The organism is Martelella lutilitoris, assembly GCF_005924265.1.
Lineage (GTDB): Bacteria > Pseudomonadota > Alphaproteobacteria > Rhizobiales > Rhizobiaceae > Martelella > Martelella lutilitoris.
Window position 1 is genome coordinate 154,728 of sequence record NZ_VCLB01000006.1, and the last position, 23,641, is coordinate 178,368.

Below are 23,641 nucleotides of genomic sequence, written 5' to 3' on the forward strand. Positions count from 1 at the left end.
GAGGAGACTTCCGCGCGCAATGATGCATCACGACCCACCAGCAAGGCATAATCCCGCATGTTCGAAAAAATCAGCAGGTTCCTGCAGGACATCACCAATGACGGCGCGGATGAAGGCGCCCGGCCGAACGACGCCCGTGTCGCCGTTGTCGCGCTTTGCTATCAGGTGATGGAAGCAGACGGGGTGATCAGCGAGAGCGAACAGAAGCGTCTTCGCGAATTGATGGAAAACCAGTACGGCCTGCACGGCGCGGGGCTGGAAGACCTGATCTCGGCCGGAGAAGAGGCCGGCAGCGAGGCCGTCGACTTCTACCGCTTCACCTCCGACGTGAAGCGCCATCTCGACGAAGACCAGCGCATCCGCCTGATCGGCCTGCTGTGGGACATCGCCTATGCCGACGGCAGCCGCAGCGAAATGGAAGACAATGTGGTCTGGCGGATTGCCGAACTGATCGGCGTTTCCGGCCGTGACCGCGTGCTGGAACGGCAGGCGGCCCTGAAGCGGGCCGAGATCGCTGACGAGAAAGACGCCGAAAACGATGAGTGACAGAAAGAAACCGGTCCTGATCATCCTGCATCAGGAGCGTTCGACGCCCGGCCGGGTCGGTCAGCTTCTCATGCAGAAGCATTTTCCGCTCGACATCCGCCGCCCTGCGCTCGGCGACGCCCTCCCGGAAACGCTTGAAAACCACTCCGGCGCCGTCGTCTTCGGCGGCCCCATGAGCGCCAATGACAACGAGGACTATGTTCGCCGCGAGATCAACTGGCTCGACGTGCCGCTGAAGGAGAACCGGCCCTTTCTCGGCATCTGCCTCGGCGCGCAGATGCTGGCCCGGCAGCTCGGCGCGAAGGTCTACGGCAATCATGACGGCTCGGTGGAGATCGGATGGTATCCGATCGAAGCCACGAATAATGGCCGGATGCTGATGAAATGGCCCTCCATGGTCTACCAGTTCCACCGCGAGGGTTTTGAACTGCCGCATGGTGCCGAGCTTCTGGCGCGCGGCGACCTTTACCCCAACCAGGCCTATCGCTACGGCAAGAAGGCTTACGGCGTGCAGTTCCACGCCGAGCTGACGCGGATGATGATGCAGAGCTGGGTGGTGCGCGGCGCAAGCCGGTTCACCCTGCCGAAGGCCCAGCCGGGCAGCGCGCACCTGGAAGGCCGGATGCTGCACGACCGGGCGCTGAAAGCCTGGCTCGACAATTTCCTCGACATCGTCTTCGACGAGGCCGGCTGACCGGATCGCCTACCGCCCGACGAGGTGGTCGGGCGTTTCCAGGCTGTCGACATTGCGAAGCTTGGTGAACTTCGCCGCCCAGATACCGGCGACAGCCAGCGAGCCGATGCCGCCGAAGATGACGGCGGGGACGGCGCCGATGACATGGGCCATGGTGCCGGCGCGGAACTCGCCGAGTTCGTTGGAGGCGCCGACGAACACCATGTTCACGGCATTGACCCGGCCGCGCAATTCGTCCGGCGTCCACAGCGCGATCAGGGTTTCGCGCACATAGACCGAGATCATGTCCGCACCGCCCATCACCGCAAGCGCCGCGATCGAGATCCACGGGCTGGCGGAAAGGCCGAAGACGATCGTTGAGATGCCGAACACGGCAACGCCTGCAAACATGTAATAGCCGGCATGGTGGCGGATCGGCACGCTTGCCAGAACCAGCGCGACGAGCACGCCGCCGACGCCGGGCGCTGCGCGCAGAAGGCCGAGCCCCCAGGGGCCGAGATCGAGAATATCGCGAGCAAAGATCGGCATCAGCGCCACCGCGCCGCCGAGAAGCACGACGAAGAGATCGAGCGAGATCGCCCCGAGAACCACCTTTTCCGTGGTGATGAAGCGGAAGCCGGCAAGGATGCTTTCAAGCGAGACAGCGCTGTGCGGCTTCCGGCTTGCGGGCTTCGGCACCATCAGCATCAGCAGCGTGGCGCCGCCGAAAAGCGCCAGGGCCGACGAATAGGCCAGCACCGCGCCGCCGCCATAAAGTAGGCCGCCGGCAACCGGCCCGACGATGGAGGCGATCTGCCAGGAAGACGAGTTCCAGGCAATCGCGTTTGCAAGGTCCTTTTCCGGCACCAGATTCGGCGCCAGAGATTGCAGCGCCGGGCCGGAAAAGGCCCGCTCCGTGCCGAAGACGGCGAGAAGCGCAAAGACCGGCCAGGGCGAGAACAGTCCGAGCACGGTAATCGTCAGCAGCGCGGCGGCACAGGCGGTTGCCACGCCGAAGCAGATCGCCGCGATCATGCGGCGGTTGTAGCGGTCGGCAACCGTGCCGGTCACCAGCGTCAGCAGCAGCGAGGGCAGGAACTGGAACAGCCCGATCAGGCCGAGATAGAACGCATTGCCGGTCTCGTCATACATCTGCCAGCCGACGGCAACGGAAACGATCTGGACGGCGAAGGTGCCGAGGAAGCGCGAGAAGAAGTAAAGGGCGTAGCTTCGGTGTTTGAAGGCGTCGAAGCGCGCGCCGGTCTCAGAGTTCATCATCTGGGTCAGGCTTTCCGGAATGCGAATGACGGGACTGTCTCCGGTTTTCCAACGATCCCTCCCGATGAAAACCCAAGCCCCCTTGCCCGTTTAGATTTGAATGTCTAAATGTTTGCAAGGAAAAAACGGGAGTTATCTATGATCGCGCTATTCGAGACGATTTATTACGCACTTGAAATCTATAAGTGGGTGATCATCGCCAGCGCCATATTCTCCTGGCTCTATGCGTTCAACATCATCAACGCGCGCAGCGAATTCATCAATTCGATCGGTCGCGCGCTCTACGCCATCACCGAGCCGGTCTACCGTCCGATCCGCAATTTCCTGCCCAACCTCGGCGGGATCGACATTTCACCGGTGATCGTTCTGCTGATTGTTTTCTTCCTGCAGCGCCTGATCGTGACCGGCCTTATCCCTCAGTTCTTGTAAGAAAGCTGACAGACGTCACGAGTTTTAGCGCCCGTCGACAGCCTGTCCTTGAAAAACAAAACGCCGGGCCCTTTCGGGACCCGGCAAGCTTTCATCCGGACAAGCCCGCAGATGCGGGCTTTCGAAAGCCTCAGCCCTTCTGTTTGGCACGCTCGATCGCCTCGACGATCAGCTTCTTGGCTTCGTTGACATCGTGCCAGCCGAAGATCTTGACCCACTTGCCGGGCTCCAGATCCTTGTAGTGCTCGAAGAAGTGCTCGACCTGCTTCAGCTGGATGTCCGGAATATCGGTGAAGTTCTGCACCTTGTCGAAGCGGGCGCTGACATCCTGCGAGGGAACGGCGATGATCTTCTCGTCCTTGCCGGAATTGTCTTCCATCATCATCACGCCGATCGGGCGGACATTGATCACGCAGCCGGGCATGAGCGGACGGAAATTGCAGATCAGGACGTCGATCGGGTCGCCGTCATCGGAAAGCGTATGGGGCACGAAGCCGTAATTGCCGGGATACATCATCGGCGTATACAGGAAGCGGTCGACCACCAGAACGCCGGCGTCCTTGTCCATCTCGTACTTGATCGGCTGGCCGCCCATCGGCACTTCGACAATAACATTGATGTCGTCCGGCGGGTTCTTGCCGATGGAAATCGCTTCAATACGCATAGGTGCCTCCAAACAGGGAAAATATCGCGACTTGGATAATCAAAATGGCCCGACAAAGCAATAACGCGAAATGACTTCCGTTAATTTCCCGGTCCGCGCCGGGCGGCCGTCAGTCCCAGACGTAGGAAATTCTGCCGATCAGCCGGTCGCCATAGTGCTCCTCGGCGAAGGCGAGCGGCTTGCCGCCGAGCCCGCTGAAGAAGAAGGCGGCCTGATCGAGCGTGTCGATCGCCCAGCAGATCGTGCCCTTGCAGCCGAGCGAGTTCAGCAGCCGCCGCGCCGCCTCGAACAGTTCGCGACCGAAGCCGAGGCCTTGATATTCGGGCAGAAGGTAGATTTCGTAGATCTCGCCTTCCTGCGGCAATGTCTTCACCCGGTTGAGCCCGACGCTGGCATAGCCGACCGGTTCGCCCTCGACCTCGAGCACCAGAAGCGTTTCCTCGCACGCGATCGCCCGCCGCCACCAGGCGAGATTGCGCTCGGTGATCATCGTCTGCAGAACGGCGTGGGGAATGATGCCCGCATAGGTATGCTGCCAGGCGCGCCAGTGCACGTTTGCGATCTTTTCCGCATCGTCCGCTTTCGCGGGGCGTACGTCGCCAGACAATATCCTCATGGCACCCTACCGATTTTCTTGGTCTCTCGGCACAGGCCGAGAATACGACAATCGACCGCATTTGCCCACACCAAATCGAACCGCGAATCCGGCGGCTTCGGTTCCGCCCGATCAATCCGGCGCGTCGCCCCGTCGTTTGAAAGCGTCGGCTGCGGCTGAAACCAGGCAGTCGGCCATCATCGGGTCTTCGAAAACGGCGGTGATCTCCAGAACCGCGCTCAACGCGCGCAGGGCTGCAAGATCGCGGTCCGTCGCGCCGGAAAGCCGCGCCATATCCTTGGCAGTCGTCACTGGCAGAAGCGCGCCGTCGCCCGTCTGTGCCAGGAGTTTTCGGGCGAGCGCCGGCGTGATCGCTTCGTGGTCGGCAAGCCGCACGCGTTCGGCAACGACAGCGCCGAGCCCTTCTAGCGTATCGAAGAACTTGTCGGGATCGCCGATCCCGGCATAGGCAAGCACCCGCCGTCCGGCGAGCTTTGCGGCCCCATCGCCATCAGGCGTTTGGCTAAAGCGCTCCATAGGCATATGCGCCTGTCGGGCAAGGGCTGTCACATCGGCCGCGCATGCGCCATCGCCGTTCAGAAGAATGACGTTCGTCTTCGGAAGCTGGGCGGCAAGCGGCGCCCGCAACGGTCCTGCCGGCAGGCACAGCCCGTTGCCGAAGCCGCGCTTGGCATCCACCACCGCGACCGCGAAATCGGGCCTCAACCTGCCGCTTTGCAGCCCGTCATCCATGATGATGAAGTCGACGCCCTCACTCACCAAGAGCTCCGCCGCATCAACGCGCGCCGGGGAAACAGCCACAGGCGCGGTCCGCGACAGCATCAGCGCCTCGTCGCCGACATCGGCATGGGTGTGCTTTGCCGGGTCCACCAGACGCGCCGAGGCGACCTTCGCGCCATAGCCCCGCAACACGAAGCCGGGCCTTCGCCCGGCAGCAATGGCCGCTTTTGCCAGCGCTTCGGCAACCGGCGTCTTGCCGGTTCCGCCAACGGTGAAATTGCCCACGCACAGGACCGGAACGGAAACTGTCGCCCCTTTCGCCCGCCGCATGCGGCGCCCGGCGATCGCCCCGTAAAGGCGCGCGAAGGGCCAGAGAATGCGGCTCAGCACATGGCTCTTGCGCCACCAGAATGCATGGATTGTCGTCTGCATGAAAAAAAGCCGCCCCCGTTTGACGACAAGACGGAAGGGCGCGCCTTCAGCGAAGAGCCTTGCGCAGGTCCTGGCTTGCGATCTTGTCCTTGATGTTGACGGTGCGCTTCTTTTCCGGAACGGGTCTCGGCCGGGCAAAGAAACGGGCCTCCAGCCTCAGGGGCGCGAGAAAGCGCTCCATCCCCTTCATCGTCTTGATCAGCGCGCCGCGCATGTCGCGCACGCCGGCATAGCCGGCCGAAATCATCAGTCCGCGCGCATCCCGGTCGCTCAAGAGGAAATCGACCGACTGCATCAGCGCTTCCGCGCTTTCGACGGTCCGCACAGCGCCGCGCTGGCGAAGCTGCCTGTAGGTGTCGCGGAAATTGTCGACATTGGGACCGGTGATCACCGCGGCCCCGAGCATGGCCGGCTCAAGCGGGTTCTGTCCGCCCTTGGCGATCAGGGAGCGGCCGACGAAGGCGATCTCCGTCAGGCGCAGGTAAAGCCCCATATCACCCATCGTGTCGCCCAGAAGAATGTCCGTCTCCTCCGCCGGTATCTCGTCGCGCGAACGCCGGCAGACATTGAGCCCTTTCGCGGCGAACAATCCGGCCAGAACATCGCCGCGATCGGGATGGCGCGGCACAATGATGGTCAGGAGGCCACGATGCTTGCCGCGCAGCGCCACATGCACGTCGGCGGCGATTTTTTCCTCGCCGTCAAAGGTCGAAATCGCGGCCCAGACGGGTCGATCCCCGATCGCCTCGCGCAAGGTCCGGACAAGCTGGTCATCGGCCGGCGGCGCGTCGCGATCGACTTTCAGGTTGCCGGCCACCGTGACATGCAGGGCACCGAGATCGGAAAAGCGCTCGGCATCCAAATCGGTCTGGGCCATGACCAGGGAAAAGCGGGAGAACAGGCTGCGCGCCAGTTCCCGGCGATGCATCCAGCGCTCGAAGGAACGATCGGAAATCCGGCCGTTGACGATGATCTGGGCGATCTTGCGACGGGCGAGCTCGCCGATCGTGACCGGCCACACCTCCGTCTCCACATTGACGGCGAGGTCCGGCCGCCAGTGATCGAGGAAACGGGAGACGGCCGGCATCGCGTCGATCGGCACATATTGATGGATCACGTCGCCGCCGAAACGCTCGGCAGCCAGCCTTGCGGAGGTCACCGTTCCCGTCGTCAGCAGAATGGAGAGACCGCAGCCTTTGATCTGCTCGATCAACTGTGTCACGGCCAGCGTCTCGCCGACGCTTGCCGCATGGATCCAGACCAGCGGCCCGTCGGGCCGGGGGAGACCGGACCGCCCGAAACGCTCTCCGAGGCGACCGCGCTCTTCCTTTCCCTTGTGCTTGCGATACTGAAGTATCGCCCACAACAACGGATAGCCCAGAACACCGCCGAGCCAATACCCGTTTTTGGCGAGCCAAACTGAAAGGCCAGTTTTCATACCTTCGTCCGCATCCCCGTTCTCAAACCTAAGGACAGGCAGCCGCACCGCTACCAAAACGCGAATCACCTGTTCCTAGAAATACCATCAAGCGGGAATCCGGACCAAGCCAACAATTTCGAAAAATGCCGTTTTGCCGATGCGTTCAACAAGAAACGCAAAGTAACGCAGGGCTCTACTTACACAGAACGCGCTAATCTGCAGAACCGCTAAAACACATCTGTGCGGCGAAAAGAAGGAGGCCGACCCGCCGTAGGTTAGCTTTCGGGATCGAGAAGGCGGTGCAGGTGAACGATGAAATAGCGCATATGGGCATTGTCGACCGTCTGCTGGGCCTTTGATTTCCAGGCCGCATGCGCGCTCGCGTAATTCGGATAGATGCCGACGATGTCGAGCGCGTCGAGATCGGTGAATTTCGTGCTCTTCAGGTTTTCCAGTTCGCCACCGAAGACGAGATGCAGCAACTGCTTGTTTTCAACCGTATCAGCCATGTTGAGCCTCACTTGTTCGTTTGCCTCAAGTCCTCCGGCCTCTGTGTCGAAGGTTTGATTGCTCTTGTCAAGATTGTCCGGACGGGCCGAATTGCCGCAACAGCGTGTCGACCAGCGCGCGGTTGCCGGCAAAGAGCGTACCGTGACGCACGCCCGAGCGGTTGTAGCTGAGCGCCCTGCCCGCGTCATCAACGAGAGCGGCCCCGGCGCGCGCGAGAATAATGTCGGCGGCGGCAAGGTCCCAGTCATGGGAATTCGGCTTGACCAGCGTGCCGTCAAGCCGACCTTCGGCCACGAGCGCAAGACGATAGGCCAGCGAGGGAATATAGGCCGCCCGCCTCAGTCTTTCGCGAAAGCGCGGATGAAACCTGTCGGCCAGGCTTGCGGGCAGGCAGAGTTCGAGCTGCTCGCCGTCCGCGCCGCCCCGGTTTTCGGACGCCTGGATCGCCGCGCCGTTCAGCATGGCTGGCCCGCCGTCCATCGCGGTGTAGACATCGCCGAGCGCCGGCGCCACCAGCACGCCGGCCACCGGCCGCTTGCGGCTGACCACGGCGACGCTGACCACCCAGTTCGTCTGCCCGCCGAGAAAGCCACGCGTGCCGTCGATCGGGTCGACGACGAAGGCGCGCTCGGTGTCAAGGCGGCGCAAATCATCCTGACTTTCCTCCGAAAGCCAGCCATAGTCCGGCCGCGCCTTCATCAGGATCGCCTCCAGGCATTCATTGGCCGCGTAATCCGCGGCGCTGACCGGCGACTGGCCGCCATTCTTCCACCAGACTTCCGGGTCTTGCCCGAAATGCGACAGCGCCACGGCGCCCGCCTCCCGCGCCGCATCCTCGATGAGCGCAAGATCGGACGACCAGTCCTCGCCGGTGGTTTCATAGTCAGTCAATCGTATCTGCCTTTCCGGGACCGTCCCGGTCATTCGGCCGGGACGGCCGGTTGGGGACGAGAGGAAGATATAGAGCTTTTCCGGAATATTGCGAGCCTATCTAGCGCCCGGCCAGCGTCAGCCCCTCGACAAGGATGCTGGGCGCAGCAATCGAATAGAGGCGATCAAGGTCGGTTGCCGGCGTCATGGACAGGAACATGTCCCTGAGGTTGCCGGCAATCGTGACCTGAGAGACCGGATAGGCGATCTCGCCGTTCTCGATCCAGAAGCCGCTCGCGCCGCGCGAATATTCGCCGGTCACCATGTTGACGCCATGGCCGATCAGTTCGGTCACGTAGAGCCCGGTCCCGATCTCCCGCATCAGCTCTTCCGGGCTTTTTGCGCCCGGCTCAAGGGAAAGATTGGTCGGAGACGCGGAAAGCGAATTGCCCGAGCGCGTGCCGCGCCCGTTGGTCTCAAAGCCCAGCTCGCGTCCAAGTGCGGTGGACAGGAACCACTGCTGCAGCACGCCATCCTCGACCATTGCCAGCCTGCGGCTTTCCACGCCCTCGCCGTCGAAGGGCTGCGAGCCCGCACCGCGCAGGATCGACGGGTCGTCGATCACATTCACGCCGGCCTTCAGGACCTGCTTGCCGAGCCTGTCGCGGAGGAAACTGGTCTTGCGGGCAACGGCAGAGCCTGAGATCGCGCCGGCCAGATGACCAAGGAGGCTGCGCGCCTGCTTGGCCTCGAACAACACGGCAGCGCCCTTGCGGGTTTCAAGCTGGCGCGGTGAAAGCCGCGCGACCGCGCGTTCGCCGGCCTCACGACCGATCTCCGCGGCCGGGCGCAGATCGCCGTCATGAGAGCGCGCGTCGCTGTCATGGTCGCGTTGCATGCCGGCGCCCTCGCCCGCGACGACCGAGACCGAGGTGGACGAATAGGATCGGCGATAGCCGCCGGCAAAGCCGTCCGAGGTCACCAGCGCGAAGGCCACTTCGCCGTGCGCCGCCCCGGCGCCGGAGCTTCTCGTGACGCCCTCGACCGAAAGCGCAGCTTCCTCGGCGGCGAGCGCGCGAGCGGCGAGCATCTCGGTTGAAACCTCGGTCGGATCGTAAAGATCGAGATCCGGAACCGCGCGCGCCAGCCGGTCGGGATCGGCGAGGCTTGCGAAGGGGTCTTCCGGCGAGACCCTCGCCATCGCCAATGCGCGATCTACCAGCGTTTCCACATCGTCATCGGTATTGGTCGAGACGCTGGCGACCTTCGCGCCGGAAAACACGCGCAGCGAAAAGCCCCGGTTTTCGGAGGCCTGCGCGTTTTCGCGCTTTCCCTCGCGCACAGAGACGCTATTGGACGCCCCTTCGGAGACGACCACATCGGCAGCGTCGGCGCCTTTTTGTTTCGCAACTGCGAGGATCCGCGCCGCGCTCTCGATCAGTTGACCGGAATCTTTGTGCGATAGTTTCGATGACATGGGCATTGGCCTTTCCTTGGGCTTCCATTTATTGTTCACTTTCCATCGCATCAAGTATCGTTCACTTCGGTCGTTCGATTTCTTCACATTCAGGGATCAGTATATGGCGACGACGCAGAGCCTCTTCACCGAAACCGTATGGATGCTGGGGGCGGCCGCGATTGCCGCGCCGATCTTCAAGCGGCTGGGGCTAGGCACAGTACTCGGCTACCTTGCCGGCGGCGTCGTCATCGGCCCGGTTCTGCAACGCATCACGAATGGCGAGGAGGTTCTCCACGTCGCCGAACTCGGCATCGTCTTCCTGCTGTTCATGATCGGGCTGGAGTTGAAGCCGGCGCGTCTGTGGACCATGCGCAAGGATATTTTCGGCCTCGGCCTTGCCCAGGTCACGGTCACCGCCGCCATCCTGGTCCCGCTCGCCCATCTCGGCGGCGTGGGCAACTGGAGCGCAGCCGTGATCGCCGGCTCCGGCCTCGCCCTGTCGTCAACGGCCTTCGCCATGCAGATCCTCGACGACAGCGGCGACGTCAACACCCGCTACGGTCAGCGTTCCTTCTCCATGCTGCTGTTTCAGGACATCGCCATCGTCCCGCTTCTGGCGCTTGTCAGCATTCTTGGCGGCGGCGTCGAGGAGGCGACGACCTCCGACATGCTGACGAGTGCCGCCCTTGCACTTCTGGTGGTCGCGCTGATGGTCGCCGCCGGCCGCTATGTGCTGACGCCGGTTTTCCAGATCATCGCCGCGACCGGCGCGCGCGAGGTGATGATCGTCGCGGCGCTGTTCCTCGTCATCGGTTCGGCCATGGCCATGCAGATGGTGGGCCTCTCCATGGCGATGGGCGCGTTCCTTGCCGGCGTGATGCTCGCCGAATCATCCTACCGCCATGAGCTCGAGGCCGATATCGAGCCCTTCCGGGGCGTGTTTCTCTCGATCTTCTTCATCGCCGTCGGGCTCTCGCTCGAGCTCCAGGTGGTCTATGACAACCTCCTGCTCATCGTCATCGCCGTGCCGGTGCTCCTTGCCGTCAAGGCAGCGGTCATCTACGGCCTCTGTCGGGTCTCGGGCTCGGGACATGACGAGGCGATCCGCATTGCCGCCCTCCTGCCCCAGGGCGGCGAATTCGGCTTCGTCATGTTCTCGACGGCGGCTGCCGCCGGGGTGCTGTCGAACGCCATTGCCTCGGTGCTGATCGCGGTGGTGACGCTCTCCATGGTCGCGACGCCGCTTTGCGTGCGGCTGGCCGAGCGGATCACGACGCGCCAGGAGGGCCACGAGGAGATGGAGGAGGATTTCGATGGCGCCGACGCCGACGTGCTGATGGTCGGCTTCTCCCGCTTCGGCCAGATCGCGGCGCAGATCCTTCTGGCAAGCGGCCGCGACGTCACCATCATCGACTATTCTGCCGAACGTATCCGTCAGGCATCGGCCTTCGGCTTCCACATCTATTTCGGCGACGGCACCCGCAAGGAGGTGCTTGTCGCCGCCGGCATCGAGAAGGCCAAGATCGTTGCCGTGTGCACCCAGAAGCGCGAAATCACCGACCGGGTGATCGACGTGGTGCAGGAGAATTTTCCCCGCGCCCACATCTACGCCCGCTCCTATGACCGGGGCCACACGCTGGCGCTGCGCCAGCGCGGCGTCGAATACGAGCTGCGCGAGACGCTGGAGTCCGGCCTCGTCTTCGGCAAGGAAACGCTGATCGCGCTCGGCACGAGCGAGGACGAGGCGACCGCGATCACCGACGACATCCGCCGTCGCGACGCCAAGCGGCTGGAAATCCAGGCGGTTGAGGGCATCATGGCCGGCTCCGACATGCTCCACACCCACCCCGTCAGCCCTGAACCGCTGATGCGGCCGAAGCGCAACCGGATCGATCCGACCGTCAAGGTCACCGGCAAGGATATGGCCTGAGCGGCTTCAGGCCACCTTGCGCAGTTCGCTCACCAGCGGCACGCCGCAGCGCTCCGCCATACGCGTGCGGTATGCCTCAACAGGCTCGGGCACGGCGAGGTCCGGCAGGATCGATAGCGAACGCAGCGTCGGAAACAGCATGATGTCGTCGATGGTCGAGGCTTCGGCGTCGGGCAGAAAGGACGACAGCGCCCCAAGACCTTTGAGGATTTCGGCCTTGTGGGTTTCGGTTTCGGCCAAAAGCCCGTCGAAGGCGCCGAACGTGGCTTCTTTCTTTTCGGTGAAATAGGCGCGGGCCGAAGCGGTCCGGAACTCGGGAAAGACCGGATCCGGCGTGCGCGGGATCACCAGCGCGTTGACAGTGCTGCCCCAGGTCTTCAGCCAATCGGTGATCTCCTTGCGTGGCGTGCCGGCAAACAGGCGCTCGCCCGAGAGACCATCAACCTTGTGAACGATATCGAGGCTTTCGGCCAGATGTCCGTCATCATCCTCCAGGATCGGCGCCATCTTCTTGCCGATCATTGCGATCGGCGTTTCCTCGTCGTCATTGGCCATGAAGGCAAGCTCGAAGGGGATGTTCTTCAGCCCAAAGGGCATCCGGGCTCTCACGCAGAACGGGCAATGGTCGTAAACATAAAGCTTCATCAGTATTTCCTTCCTGTTTGAGAGTGCGCCCCCGAAAACACGCTGCGATCAGAGCGCCCGGGCGGCCCATAGCAGTCCACGGGTCAATATGGCGCGCACATTGGGGATTTCGAGCTCATCCGCCGTGTGGCCGAGCGAGGAGTAGAACACCCTGCCCTTGCCATGCGTCGTGGTGAAGACCACCGGCATGACCACATTCTTGCGCCAGGGATGGAAGGCGCCGGAAAAAGTCGTGGACGCCAGCACCTCAACCGCAGGATCGTAATTCAGGTAATATTGCTCGGACGTGTGTTCGAAACTCTCGATGCCGTCCATGATCGGGTGATCGGGACGGGTCACATCGACCCGATAGGTGATGATGTCGCCGGGATGGGAGACCCAGTAGCAGCTTGCGGCATAGCGGAACGGCACGCTGGCGCGAAAACTCGTCGCAAGGCCCATGTGATATCCGGCAAGCCCTGTGCCTGCCTGAACGGCGGCGATCAGCTTCGCCATCTTCTCCTTTGAAAGCTCGCCATCCGTGATCACCGGCACCACAAGCGCGTTGGTCCCGACATCCTCGGCGCCGAGCGCGTCATAGTCATCGGTCACATCGACCGTGAAGTCATGGGCCTCCAGAATATCGCGGACCGTCTCCGCCCCCTCTCTCGGCGTGTGCAGCGCCATGCCGCCATAGACCACTAGCGCCTTTCGCCGTGTCATGGCCGTCTCCTTCCCTTCAATCGGGGCGCTATAGCCCAAGGCCGACGGCCGCCGTGCGATGGACGCCCTTCGGCACATAGCCAAGCGCATCCTCGCTCTTCAGCAGCCTCGCCGCCAGATGGATGACCGATAGCCACATCTCCGTGCCCTGCAGGCCCGCTTCCTGCCCGTCGGCAAAGGCAAAGCCCGCATCCGGCTGCCAGCGTTGCGGCGCGCGGGCGATGATTGCGCGGGCCACCGCCTCGGCCTCGGAACGGCGATGATCCGTCTGGGCAAGACAGGTCAGCAGCGGATGGATCGTGTCGAGCAGGTTGCAGGCCGTATAGGCCGGCCCGGAGAAGCCATCGTGATTGCGGTAATTGGCAAGCACGGAATTGATCGCGGCTTCGGGATGCGGCACCGGCAGGCCGAACTGCGCATAGGTGCCCCGCGTCAGCCGGTAGAAGCCGTTGACCGGCTGAAGCAGGCCTTGCGCCGCTGTCGGGGCGCCCCAGAGACCGGTCGCGCGGTCGACGTTAAGCGCCAGCCAGCCAAACAGCGTTTCGCGCGCCCGGCCGGTTTCGAAATAACGCGCGTTGAAATATAGCGCCGTGCCGATCGCATCGACGGCAGCGCCCGCACCCCAGGCATTCTCCCGCCAGGGCAGGCTTTCCAGCCAGGCACAGAGATCGGGCGCATCGAGCTCGACGGCTGCAATCCTGTGGTCCGGCCGGCTGCCGAGCACCTCCAGCGCATAACCGACAGAGAGCACGTTATAGAGCGCAATGCCATCCTCGCGTAAGGGAAGGCCCGGTTTTTGCGGCTGGCCGGGATCGGGAAAAAGGCCGGACTGCGGGTCCTGCACGGCTTTCAGCCTGGCAATCGCGGCATCGAGGTCCAGCCCCTCCGGCCTTTCGTCAAGCCCGGCGGCGATCTCGATCGCATCGCAGAGATGCCGCATGCCTGGACGCGCGGTTCCATCGGCCTCGCGCGAAACGTAGACGCCGTCGCGCAGGTTTGCCGAGAGGATCGCGCGCCATTCCGTCCTGATTTTCCCGCTAATGTCCCGGAGCGCGCCATCGACGTCGACGCCCACCTTCGCGCGTTTCTCGCCGCGCTTTCGGATCGGCTTTGCCGGCACGCCGCCGGCGATCATGTAGGGCGGAATATCGCGGGTCACGGTCGCGCCGGCGGCGATCACCGCGCCGCGCCCGATGCGCACCCCGTCAAGCACCACCACATTCGCCCCGATCCAGACATCGTCCTCGATGACGATGCCCCGGCTTTCATGCGGCTGGCGCGAGATCGGAATATCGGGATCCTCATAGCCATGATTGAAGCCCATGATCTGCGCATGCGAGGCAATGCGCACATGATCGCCGCAGGTGACTTTTCCGGCGAGGCAGGCATAGGCATTGACCGTGCAATCCGCGCCAATCTCGATATCGCCGCGCACAACGGCATAACCGGCAATGTAGGAGCTCGCTCCCAGACGAAGCTTGTCGGTAAAAACCGCCGCCTTTTCCGCGACATAGGCCGTCCCGTCGATCACCGCGCCGGCATTTTTGGCAAGCGCCGCGCAGCGCGCCCGGTGGGCCGGGGCATCGATATCCTCGGGCTGGCGCTCCCAGGTCAGGAATTGCAGCCGCGCCTCGTGCAGGCGTGCATCATCTTCGTTCTCAGGATCAGGGTTCATCCCGCCGCTCCGCACGTTCTTCTCAAGGGCCGCCGACCGGGCCGGTTAGGCCGGACCGACGCAGTATCGTGACTCCATAACGCGCGACAGGCCGGAGCGATACCCCGGCCTGTCATCGAAAAGGCGGACCGCGCCCGAAAGGGGACGGCTAATGATGATATTGCCGGACCAATCGCCGGCCATATGACGCGGCGCTCAGCGCTTCCTCTTGCCGTCGAGACTGAAGGCCCCGGGACCGGCAAAAACCATGTAGAGGAAAACGAAGCAGAACAGGATGGCCGCGTCGCCGCCGTTGAGCGCCGGGAAAAAGCTGTTGGGCGCGTGGAACATGAAATAGGCGACCGCCATCATGCCCGACAGCACGAAGGCCGAGATCCGGGTGTATAGCCCGACGATGATCAGCGCGCCGCCGACGATTTCGAGAATGCCGCCGAACCACAGCAGCGAGAACATTGGCGGATGCATGTCGGACACAGGAAAATGCAGGATTTTCTGGGTGCCGTGTTCAAGGAAGAGCAGGCCGGAAACGACCCTGAGGAGCGCCAGGAAATAGGGCGCCATCGGCTGCAGCATTTTATTCATTCTCTGTCTCCATACGGTCTTTTCAAGTGAACGGCGTCTACACAAGACCGCCTCGTCTGCCCGGCACAATAGCTGAAAATTCAGGGAGTGAAACATCTTCCGTAGTGAACAGTCAGTCGCCTGAACGCGCGGCATGGCAGGAGACGCGCCGTTTTCGACGCGCCGGCCAAAACCGTGGGCCGTGCGACATCGACGGATTGAAGTTCGCCATTTCCGCCCATATAGTCGCCCGACATTGAGGAGACCGGACACCGGCGCCGGACAAGGAGATCAAGACGATGAGCGAACCCAAAGAAACCAAGGGCGCCGGAGAAGACCTGCAGCAGCAGGCGCTTTTCTATCACCGCTATCCGCGGGCCGGTAAACTCGAAATCCAGGCGATCAAGCCGCTCGGCAACCAGCGCGACCTGGCGCTTGCCTATTCGCCCGGCGTCGGCGCACCCTGTATCGCCATCCATGACAATCCGTCCGATGCAGCCAAATACACATCGCGCAGCAATCTCGTCGCCGTCATCTCCAATGGCACCGCCGTGCTCGGCCTCGGCAATATCGGCCCGCTCGCCTCCAAGCCGGTGATGGAAGGCAAGGCCGTCCTGTTCAAGAAGTTTGCCGGCGTCGACGTCTTCGATATCGAGATCGACGCGCCGACCATTGACGCGATGGTCTCGACGATTTCCGCGCTGGAGCCCACATTCGGCGGCGTCAACCTTGAGGATATCAAGGCGCCGGAATGTTTCGAGGTCGAGCGCATCCTGCGCGAGAAGATGCAGATCCCGGTCTTCCACGACGACCAGCACGGCACCGCCATCATCGTCGCCGCCGCCATCCTGAACGGGCTTGAGCTTGCCGGCAAGTCGATCGAGAACGTCAAGATCGTCGCTTCCGGCGCGGGCGCCGCAGCGCTCGCCTGCCTTAACCTTCTGGTCTCGCTCGGTGCCAAACGGGAGAATATCTGGGTCTTCGATATCGACGGTCTCGTCTATCCGGGCCGCACCACCAATATGGATCAGTGGAAGGCCGTCTATGCGCAGGAAAGCGATGCCCATGCGCTTGCCGATCATATCGAGGGCACCGACGTTTTCCTCGGCCTTTCGGTCGCGGGCGCGCTGAAGCCGGCGCTTTTGAAGCAGATGGCCGAAAAGCCGATGATCATGGCGCTGGCCAATCCCGTGCCGGAGATCATGCCGGATCTCGCGCGCGCCGAGCGCGAAGACGCGATGATCTGCACCGGACGGTCGGATTTCCCCAACCAGGTCAACAACGTCCTCTGCTTCCCCTACATATTCCGCGGCGCACTGGACTGCGGCGCGCGGACCATCAACGAAGAGATGAAGATGGCCGCCGTCCGCGCAATCGCCGGGCTTGCCAAGGAGGAAGTCTGGGAGGTGCCGCATTCCTCCAGCGGCGAACCGCTGGTCTTCGGCCCGGACTACCTGATCCCCTCCCCCTTCGATCCGCGCCTTATCCTGCGCATCGCGCCGGCCGTGGCGAAGGCAGCCGCCGAAAGCGGCGTCGCCGAACGGCCGATCGAGGATTACGAAGCCTATTACGATCACCTCAACCGCTTCGCCTTCCGCTCCGGCCTTGTCATGAAGCCGGTCTTCGCCGCCGCCAAGGCAGCCGAGCCGAAACGCGTGATCTTCTCCGACGGCGAGGACGAGCGGGTGATGCGCGCCGCCCAGGTGCTGGTCGAGGAAGGCATTTCCCGCCCCATCCTGATCGGACGGCCGAACGTGCTCGAGACCCGCATGAAGCGCTACGGGCTCAGAATGCGGCCTCAGGAGGATTATGACATCATCAACCCGGAAAGCGATTCGCGCTTTCGGGAGTATGTCGAGGAGTATCTTGGCTTCGTAGCGCGCAAGGGCGTGACGCCGGACCGAGCCCGCACCATCGTGCGCACCAATACCACGGTTATCGGTGCGCTCGCCGTCAAGCGCGGCGATGCGGATGCGCTCCTTTGCGGCGTGGAAGGCCGTTTCGACCGCCATCTGCGCGATATCGGCAATATCATCGGCAAGCACGAGAACGTTCGTGACTTCTCCAGCCTGGGCCTGCTGATCTCCAACCGCGGCGCGACCTTCTTCGCCGACACCCATGTGACCTACTGCCCGACGCCCGAGGAGATCGCGGAAACGACGATCCAGTCGGCGCGCGCGGTCTCGCGTTTCGGGATGGCGGCCAAGGCAGCGCTTGTTTCCCACTCCAACTTCGGTTCGCGCGATTCGGAGAGTGCTGCGCGCATGCGCGAGGCGCTCGCCATCATCCGCGAACGCATGCCGGATCTGGAAGTCGACGGCGAAATGCACGGCGATACCGCCATTTCCGATGTACTGCGCAAGCGCGTGATGCCCAACAGCACACTCTCCGGCGAGGCAAACCTGTTGGTTTTCCCCTCGCTCGATGCCGCCCACATCACCATGACGGTGGTTCAGGGCATGCTGGATGCGTTGCATGTGGGCCCGATCCTGCTCGGCAGCGCCCTTCCCGCCCACATTCTTTCGCCATCGGTCACCTCGCGCGGGATCGTCAACATGGCGACGCTGGCCGTGGTCGAGGCCGATCTCGCGCAGGAAGAACGCCGCAACGCGGGCTGAATTCGTCTCGCGTTCGGCTGCACTTCAACCGACATGGTCGGGCGAAACATCGCCGTCGGCAAACCACCCTGCATCTTCCGGAGATGCTTGGTTTGAACAGGTTAGAGAGTCCTTTGTGCGCCCGAATGGACGCACGGCTCTCTAGCCGACCCCTGCTTCGACGGTCGCGTGAACTGGTTTGAATAGCGCCGCCTCGGCCGTGCCGGGCGGCGCTTCCATTCACGACGTTCCGCCATTGTCATGCGGGCTGTGGAGCCGGTGCGGCCTTTCCGCATGAACCGGAAACTGCGTCAAACGGCATCGCGCCCAGAATTACCCGTAAAAAGTGAGTCTTTCGCATTGACGCAACTCGACATCACCAGCGGTGTATGTATATTGCTATATAAGGTTGCAGAAAAACAGGGCAACTTCCTTTTCTTGTCTGATGGGTGCGCGGCAAGCCGCGATTCACTTATTAGATAAAAGAAAACAATAATAAAAACGAGTGGGATGAGGGTATGCGGCCACCTGCGGAAGATAAAATTGTTCAATTTATACGCGAACTTGACGCGGCCGCCGAAACTGAAACCCTTGCCAGACTTCTCGCAGAGATTGCATCCCACTTCGGCCTGATCCATTTCACCCTGATGGATGTGCCGAGACCGAAAGCGGCAATCATTCCGGCCCTTGTGCACTGTACCACGCTTCCGCGCCCGTTTATCGAATCCCATGATCACGTCGGTCTGTTGCGCTTCATTCCCGGTTCACCCACGCACCGGCGCGCCGGTGCGCCAATGCAATGGTCGCTTGCCGACATTGACAACCCCGATGACCTGAGCCGGACGGATTTCGCCCAGCGCATGCGCGCCTTGAGGATCACCATGGGGATCGTGTTCACCCTGGCTGCCGATGCCAACCACCAGACCGGGCTCCTGTTCTTTGGCGATCGCGAGCCGCTGGGCAGCAAGGAGGAATTCGCCCTTACCCGCATCGCCCGGCGCGCGCTCAGGCGTCACGGTGAACTGCGCGATCATCACGGCCAGCAGATCGGAAGCCTGTCGGCGCGCGAAAAGGAGGGGATCCGCTGGACGGCGGAGGGCAAGACCTCGCACGAAATAGGCGGCATTCTGGGTCTTTCGGACCATACGGTGAACGCCTATCTCGCCAACGCCATCCGCAAGATGGATTGCGTCAACCGGGCGCAACTCGTCGCCAAGGCGATCCGCTTCAACATCATCGACTGATGAAGTCGCGCGGCCAGATTCAAATCGCCGCCGCGGCCTCGCCTCTGGGACGCAGGCCCACTACCTGCGACCGGTCTTTTCCTTCCAGTGCTTGCGGCAATAGGAGACATAGCGGTCGTTGCCGCCGACCTCGATCTGCGGCCCGTCGAGCGCGACATTGCCCGCGTCGTCAAGCCGGACCACCATGGTCGCCTTGCGGCCGCAATGGCAGATCGTACGCACCTCGCGCGTTTCGTCCGCCAGTACAAACAACTCTCGTGAAGCTGGAAACAGCTCGCCGCGAAAATCGGATCGAAGGCCATAGGCCATGACCGGCAGGCCCAGTTCGTCCACGATCCGCGCAAGCTGCCAGACATGATCGGCGGTGGCGAAATGCGCCTCGTCGACAAACAGGCAGTCGATGACTTTCTCGCCATTCAGCTTCCCGGCCAGTTCGAAGAGATCGGTTTCCGGCCCGAAGGTTACGGCATCGGACTTCAGCCCGATACGGGACGAGACGACGCCCTTGCCGGCCCTGTCGTCGAGCTCTGCCAGCAGGATCACCGCATGCATGCCCCGTTCGCGGTAATTATAGGCCGCCTGCAGCAGCAGCGTTGATTTCCCCGCATTCATCGTCGCGAAATAATAGTGAAGCTTGGCCATGTTCCCGATCCTTCCGGCTTCCTTTTGCCGAAAACGACCGGCATCGATAAAGCGCAAAATTCCGCAAGTCACAGGAAAGAGGCAAGGCCGGACGTCGATGGCTGCGGCACGCGCGCCCTTGTCGCAACGCCCGGTTTGTGGAAGAGATCGCGCAGGCGCGTCGTCGCCCTTCTCACCATCCTCTGCTTCGAAAGTCCTTTTCATGAACAAGGCCCTCGAACTGCGAAATATAGACATTGTGTACGGCAAACGCCCGGGACGCGCGCTGCCGCTGATCGATGCCGGCCTTTCGCGCGACGAGATCCTGAAGAAAACCGGAAATCTCGTCGGCGTCAGCGATGCATCGCTTGTGGTCGGCGAGGGCGAGATCGTCGTCCTGATGGGGCTTTCGGGATCCGGCAAATCAACGCTTCTGCGCGCCGTCAACGGCCTGGCGCCGGTAACGCGCGGCGATGTGGAGGTCTATACGGAGCAAGGGCCGGTCAACCCCTATAAGGACGGCGGCCGCGCGCTTCGGGCCCTGCGAAACCGTTCGGTGGCCATGGTTTTCCAGCAATTCGCCCTGTTGCCATGGCGCAGCGTGGCCGAGAATGTCGGCTTCGGGCTGGAACTTGCCGGCATTGCGAAGAAGGAGAAACGCGAGCGGATCGAGGAGCAGCTGGCGCTTGTCGGCCTTGCGGAATGGGCCGACCAGCCCGTTGACGCGCTTTCCGGCGGTATGCAGCAGCGTGTGGGGCTGGCGCGCGCCCTTGCCACCGGCGCCCCGATATTGCTGATGGACGAACCGTTCTCCGCGCTTGACCCGCTCATCCGCGCTCATCTGCAGGATGAGTTGCTCTCGCTTCAGGAGCGGTTGAAGAAAACCATCCTGTTCGTCAGTCATGATCTCGATGAGGCCATCAAGCTCGGCAACCGGATCGCGATCATGCATGCAGGCAGGATCATCCAGACCGGAACGGCGCGCGAAATCGTCAGAAGGCCGGCAAGCAGCTATGTTGCCGACTTCGTTGCCCATGCCAACCGCTTCGCCTTCCTCACGGCCGAAGACATCATGCAGCCGGTGACCGATCGGGCCAGTCTTGATGTGCGGATTTCGGCAACCGTGAAGCCCGGTACATCCGCAGCCGTGCTGCTGCGTGCGCTTTGCGAGCGCCCCGGCACGATTGGCGTCATCGATCGCGGCCGGATTGCCGGAACCATCACCGAGCAGGACATGATGATCCATCTTGCCGCCGCCCGTCCGAACGAGACTGAAAAAGAAACGAACCGATGAAGAAAACCGTCCTGCGCGAAACGGATGAAACCGCGATAGCGCTTGCCCGCCGGCTCGTCCGCGAGGCTCCCTATGCCGCAATCGCCGTCAATGAACCGAAGACCGGATTTCCGCTCGCAAGCCGCGTTCTGCTGGCAACCGACATTGACGGCGCGCCGGCAATCCTGGTTTCCGGACTTTCGGTCCACACGCGGGCGATCGAAGCGGACAACCGCGTTTCTATCCTGACCGGAGAGCCGGCCAAGGGCGATCCGCTGGCCCATCCGCGCCTGACCACGCGCTGCCACGCGCGCCTTATCGAGCGGGGAAGCGAGAACCACTTTCGGTTGCGCCAGCGTTTTCTCAACCGTCATAAGAAAGCAAAAACTTACATTGACTTTCCCGATTTCAACCTGTTCCGGCTGGAGCCGGTCTCGGCCAACCTCAATGGCGGATTCGGAAAGGCCTATGCGATCGACGGCACGGATATCGTCCGACCCGACGCCTTGTCGGCGTACGGATGGTTCAAATCCGGCGACATAGAAAAGTATGCGGAAATCATGCTTCGAGAAGTCGAAAATCGAGACTTCACCTTTGTAGATATCGATCCTGAAGGTATATATTTCAGAAAGCTCCGAAATATAGCTTGGCATGAGTTTGATAAAGTCGTGACTAATCACGATGAAATGCTTGAAATTGTCCACGATCTTGCCGGCAAAATACCCAAAATTTAAGATTACTTTTTTATAAAAGCTTGTGTAAGTTTCTTTGTGAATACAAAACTTGTCTAGCGTCGATGTCCAGAAAAGGAAGCACGACCGTGAGAACAAACACACAAACGGACAAAACCGCTGTCGCAGCCTGTCTTCTCGCCGCCATGGCCAACCCGAAGCGCCTCCAGATATTATGCGTTCTGATCGAGAACGAGATGCCGGTCGGCGCGCTTGCCAACAGGGTAGGGTTGAGTCAGTCTGCGCTCTCGCAACACCTCTCGAAGTTGCGAGCGCAGAACCTGGTGGAGACCCGACGCGAGGCACAGACGATCTATTACAGCACCCATGCGGAGCCGGTGAAGAAGCTGCTCGATACGCTCGATGACATTTATGACCGGTCGGGCTGGCGCGATACGCTCGTCGGCTGAGATTGGGAACTCCGTCCGGATCGACGGCGGACACCGTTCCGGGCGCATTCTTTCGGGGATTGACCGTTCAGGCCGTTCGGCGACCGCGCCTCAATCCCTTTTCAAAGAAACGATCCGGCGCAGGCAAACGGCATTTCCGGCGCCCACGCCTTCCAGCTTGACGGCGCTCCATCCGCTGATAACGTGCTCCTCCGTATAATTCCAAAAAAGTATGACCCGGCAAACGGGTCGCTTTCTTCTGTGGAGCAGCTCATGTCCGACCGCGTCGCCCCCAACAACCTCGAAGCCTTCTGGATGCCGTTTACCGCGAACCGGCAATTCAAGAAGGCGCCACGCATGTTCGCCTCGGCCAAGGACATGTATTACAAGACGGTCGACGGTCGCACCGTACTCGACGGCACGGCCGGGCTCTGGTGCGTCAATGCCGGCCATTGCCGCCCGAAGATCACCGAGGCAATCCGCGCCCAGGCCGGCGAACTGGATTATGCCCCCGCCTTCCAGCTTGGCCACCCGAAAGCCTTCGAACTGGCCAACCGCCTGGTGGACCTCGCGCCTCAGGGCATGGGCCACGTTTTCTACACCAATTCCGGTTCAGAATCCGTCGACACCGCGCTGAAGATCGCGCTGGCCTACCACCGCGTGAAAGGCCAGGGCGAGCGCTTCCGCCTGATTGGCCGCGAGCGCGCCTATCACGGCATCAATTTCGGCGGCACCTCCGTCGGCGGCATCGTCTCGAACCGCAAGATGTTCGGCACGCTTTTGACCGGCGTCGACCACATTCCCCACACCCATCTGCCGGAGAAGAACGCTTTCACCAGGGGCCAACCCGAACACGGCGCCGACCTTGCCGACACGCTGGAGCGGATTGTCGCGCTGCATGATCCCTCCACCGTCGCCGCCGTGATCGTCGAACCCGTTGCCGGCTCCACCGGCGTCCTCATCCCGCCGAAGGGCTATCTCCAGCGGCTGCGCGAAATCTGCGACAAGCACGGCATCCTGCTGATTTTTGACGAGGTAATCACCGGCTTCGGGCGCATTGGCGCGCCGTTTGCCGCCGAATATTTCGGTGTCACGCCGGATATCATGACCACGGCCAAGGGACTGACCAACGGCGTCATCCCGATGGGCGCGGTTTTTGTCAGGGACGAAATCCATGACGCCTTCATGCATGGTCCGGAGCACATGATCGAGTTCATGCACGGCTATACCTATTCGGGCAACCCGATCGCGTCCGCCGCCGGCCTCGCGACGCTCGAGACCTATCAGGACGAGGGCCTGCTGACCCGGGCAAAGGAGCTTTCGCCCTATTGGGAAGAGCAGCTTCACAGCCTGAAGGACTGCCCGCATGTGATCGATATCCGCAATCTCGGTCTGATCGGCGCAATCGAACTGGAGCCGATCGCCGGCGAACCGACCAAGCGCGCCTTCTCCGCCTTCCTGAAGGCCTATGACGACGGTCTCCTGATCCGCACCACCGGAGACATCATCGCGCTGTCGCCGCCGCTGATCATCTCCAAGGCGGAGATCGACGAGTTGTTCGACAAGCTGCGCAAGGTGCTGATGAACAATATCTGAGCGGCTGATACCCGGCGGCCGCGTCGCTTCCGCCGGGTTCGACCTCCCGCCCCGAGCAAC

Annotated in this window: 23 protein-coding genes; 10 read left to right on the plus strand and 13 right to left on the minus strand. The window is 62.2% G+C overall.

Translation table 11 applies throughout. From position 1 onward, the window contains the following. Window positions 1-57: 57 nt before the first annotated feature. A complete protein-coding gene (locus FF124_RS11860) occupies window positions 58-546 on the plus strand; it encodes a tellurite resistance TerB family protein (RefSeq protein WP_138748706.1) in 489 nt (162 codons plus the stop codon). Further along, entirely contained in the window at window positions 539-1,240 is a 702-nt protein-coding gene (locus tag FF124_RS11865) for a glutamine amidotransferase (RefSeq protein WP_138748707.1), read from the plus strand. Before FF124_RS11860 ends, FF124_RS11865 begins: the two co-directional genes overlap by 8 nt. A gap of 9 nt (window positions 1,241-1,249) precedes the next feature. On the opposite strand, the gene FF124_RS11870 is transcribed toward FF124_RS11865, so the two are convergent. Next, window positions 1,250-2,497 carry an MFS transporter gene (locus FF124_RS11870; protein ID WP_138748708.1) on the minus strand — a complete coding sequence of 416 codons (1,248 nt, stop codon included), beginning with the start codon at window positions 2,495-2,497 and terminating at the stop codon, window positions 1,250-1,252. 138 nt (window positions 2,498-2,635) lie between these two features. On the opposite strand from FF124_RS11870, the gene FF124_RS11875 reads away from it, so the two are divergent. Beyond that, window positions 2,636-2,926, plus strand: a complete 291-nt coding sequence (locus FF124_RS11875; protein ID WP_138748709.1) for a YggT family protein — start codon at window positions 2,636-2,638, stop codon at window positions 2,924-2,926. Between the two features lie 130 nt (window positions 2,927-3,056). Here the strand turns inward: FF124_RS11875 and ppa are convergent, their stop codons facing one another. The 7 genes from ppa to FF124_RS11910 all read right to left on the minus strand — a co-directional run bounded on the left by ppa (window position 3,057) and on the right by FF124_RS11910 (window position 9,635). Continuing rightward, on the minus strand, window positions 3,057-3,590 hold the full coding sequence (gene ppa, locus FF124_RS11880) for an inorganic diphosphatase (RefSeq protein ID WP_138748710.1): 534 nt from the start codon (window positions 3,588-3,590) through the stop codon (window positions 3,057-3,059). A 109-nt stretch (window positions 3,591-3,699) separates the two neighbouring features. After that, window positions 3,700-4,206 (minus strand): GNAT family N-acetyltransferase, encoded by a 507-nt coding sequence (locus FF124_RS11885; protein ID WP_138748711.1) that lies wholly within the window; start codon window positions 4,204-4,206, stop codon window positions 3,700-3,702. A gap of 111 nt (window positions 4,207-4,317) precedes the next feature. Further along, window positions 4,318-5,358, minus strand: coding sequence for a tetraacyldisaccharide 4'-kinase (lpxK, locus tag FF124_RS11890; protein ID WP_138748712.1), 1,041 nt, complete (start codon window positions 5,356-5,358; stop codon window positions 4,318-4,320). Window positions 5,359-5,404: 46 nt separating this feature from the next. Next, window positions 5,405-6,796: a 3-deoxy-D-manno-octulosonic acid transferase gene (locus FF124_RS11895; RefSeq protein WP_138748713.1), complete on the minus strand. Its 1,392-nt coding sequence runs from the start codon at window positions 6,794-6,796 to the stop codon at window positions 5,405-5,407. 257 nt (window positions 6,797-7,053) lie between these two features. Further along, complete coding sequence (locus FF124_RS11900) at window positions 7,054-7,287, minus strand: DUF4170 domain-containing protein (protein ID WP_138748714.1); 234 nt, start codon at window positions 7,285-7,287, stop codon at window positions 7,054-7,056. Window positions 7,288-7,354: 67 nt separating this feature from the next. Then, window positions 7,355-8,212, minus strand: coding sequence for a 3'(2'),5'-bisphosphate nucleotidase CysQ (locus FF124_RS11905; RefSeq protein ID WP_138748715.1), 858 nt, complete (start codon window positions 8,210-8,212; stop codon window positions 7,355-7,357). A gap of 67 nt (window positions 8,213-8,279) precedes the next feature. After that, complete coding sequence (locus FF124_RS11910; RefSeq protein WP_138748716.1) at window positions 8,280-9,635, minus strand: TldD/PmbA family protein; 1,356 nt, start codon at window positions 9,633-9,635, stop codon at window positions 8,280-8,282. 103 nt (window positions 9,636-9,738) lie between these two features. On the opposite strand from FF124_RS11910, the gene FF124_RS11915 reads away from it, so the two are divergent. Then, a complete protein-coding gene (locus FF124_RS11915) occupies window positions 9,739-11,547 on the plus strand; it encodes a monovalent cation:proton antiporter-2 (CPA2) family protein (protein ID WP_138748717.1) in 1,809 nt (602 codons plus the stop codon). A gap of 6 nt (window positions 11,548-11,553) precedes the next feature. Here the strand turns inward: FF124_RS11915 and grxB are convergent, their stop codons facing one another. The 4 genes from grxB to FF124_RS11935 form a co-directional block, all read right to left on the minus strand. After that, window positions 11,554-12,192: a glutaredoxin 2 gene (grxB, locus tag FF124_RS11920; RefSeq protein WP_138748718.1), complete on the minus strand. Its 639-nt coding sequence runs from the start codon at window positions 12,190-12,192 to the stop codon at window positions 11,554-11,556. 48 nt (window positions 12,193-12,240) lie between these two features. Then, window positions 12,241-12,894: a ThuA domain-containing protein gene (locus FF124_RS11925; protein ID WP_138748719.1), complete on the minus strand. Its 654-nt coding sequence runs from the start codon at window positions 12,892-12,894 to the stop codon at window positions 12,241-12,243. 28 nt (window positions 12,895-12,922) lie between these two features. After that, the gene (locus tag FF124_RS11930; RefSeq protein ID WP_138748720.1) at window positions 12,923-14,569 is read right to left on the minus strand and encodes an acyltransferase; all 1,647 of its coding nucleotides are present in this window, start codon (window positions 14,567-14,569) and stop codon (window positions 12,923-12,925) included. A gap of 195 nt (window positions 14,570-14,764) precedes the next feature. Further along, window positions 14,765-15,151 (minus strand): DoxX family protein, encoded by a 387-nt coding sequence (locus tag FF124_RS11935; RefSeq protein WP_138748721.1) that lies wholly within the window; start codon window positions 15,149-15,151, stop codon window positions 14,765-14,767. A gap of 278 nt (window positions 15,152-15,429) precedes the next feature. Between FF124_RS11935 and FF124_RS11940 the strand changes: the two genes are divergently transcribed. Both FF124_RS11940 and FF124_RS20780 read left to right on the plus strand, forming a co-directional pair. Continuing rightward, window positions 15,430-17,748 (plus strand): NADP-dependent malic enzyme, encoded by a 2,319-nt coding sequence (locus FF124_RS11940; RefSeq protein ID WP_138748722.1) that lies wholly within the window; start codon window positions 15,430-15,432, stop codon window positions 17,746-17,748. A gap of 497 nt (window positions 17,749-18,245) precedes the next feature. Then, window positions 18,246-18,971, plus strand: a complete 726-nt coding sequence (locus FF124_RS20780) for a helix-turn-helix transcriptional regulator (protein ID WP_138748723.1) — start codon at window positions 18,246-18,248, stop codon at window positions 18,969-18,971. A gap of 60 nt (window positions 18,972-19,031) precedes the next feature. Here the strand turns inward: FF124_RS20780 and FF124_RS11950 are convergent, their stop codons facing one another. Further along, entirely contained in the window at window positions 19,032-19,613 is a 582-nt protein-coding gene (locus FF124_RS11950) for a thymidine kinase (RefSeq protein ID WP_138748724.1), read from the minus strand. Window positions 19,614-19,815: 202 nt separating this feature from the next. Between FF124_RS11950 and FF124_RS11955 the strand changes: the two genes are divergently transcribed. From FF124_RS11955 to aptA, 4 genes are all read left to right on the plus strand, one after another. Then, window positions 19,816-20,886 carry a quaternary amine ABC transporter ATP-binding protein gene (locus FF124_RS11955; protein WP_138748725.1) on the plus strand — a complete coding sequence of 357 codons (1,071 nt, stop codon included), beginning with the start codon at window positions 19,816-19,818 and terminating at the stop codon, window positions 20,884-20,886. After that, a complete protein-coding gene (locus tag FF124_RS11960) occupies window positions 20,883-21,599 on the plus strand; it encodes a HugZ family pyridoxamine 5'-phosphate oxidase (protein ID WP_138748726.1) in 717 nt (238 codons plus the stop codon). The genes FF124_RS11955 and FF124_RS11960 overlap by 4 nt, the downstream gene beginning before the upstream one ends. A gap of 86 nt (window positions 21,600-21,685) precedes the next feature. Next, a complete protein-coding gene (locus FF124_RS11965; protein WP_281285276.1) occupies window positions 21,686-22,006 on the plus strand; it encodes an ArsR/SmtB family transcription factor in 321 nt (106 codons plus the stop codon). 252 nt (window positions 22,007-22,258) lie between these two features. Further along, window positions 22,259-23,581, plus strand: coding sequence for an omega-aminotransferase AptA (gene aptA, locus FF124_RS11970; protein WP_138748728.1), 1,323 nt, complete (start codon window positions 22,259-22,261; stop codon window positions 23,579-23,581). Window positions 23,582-23,641: the final 60 nt, after the last annotated feature.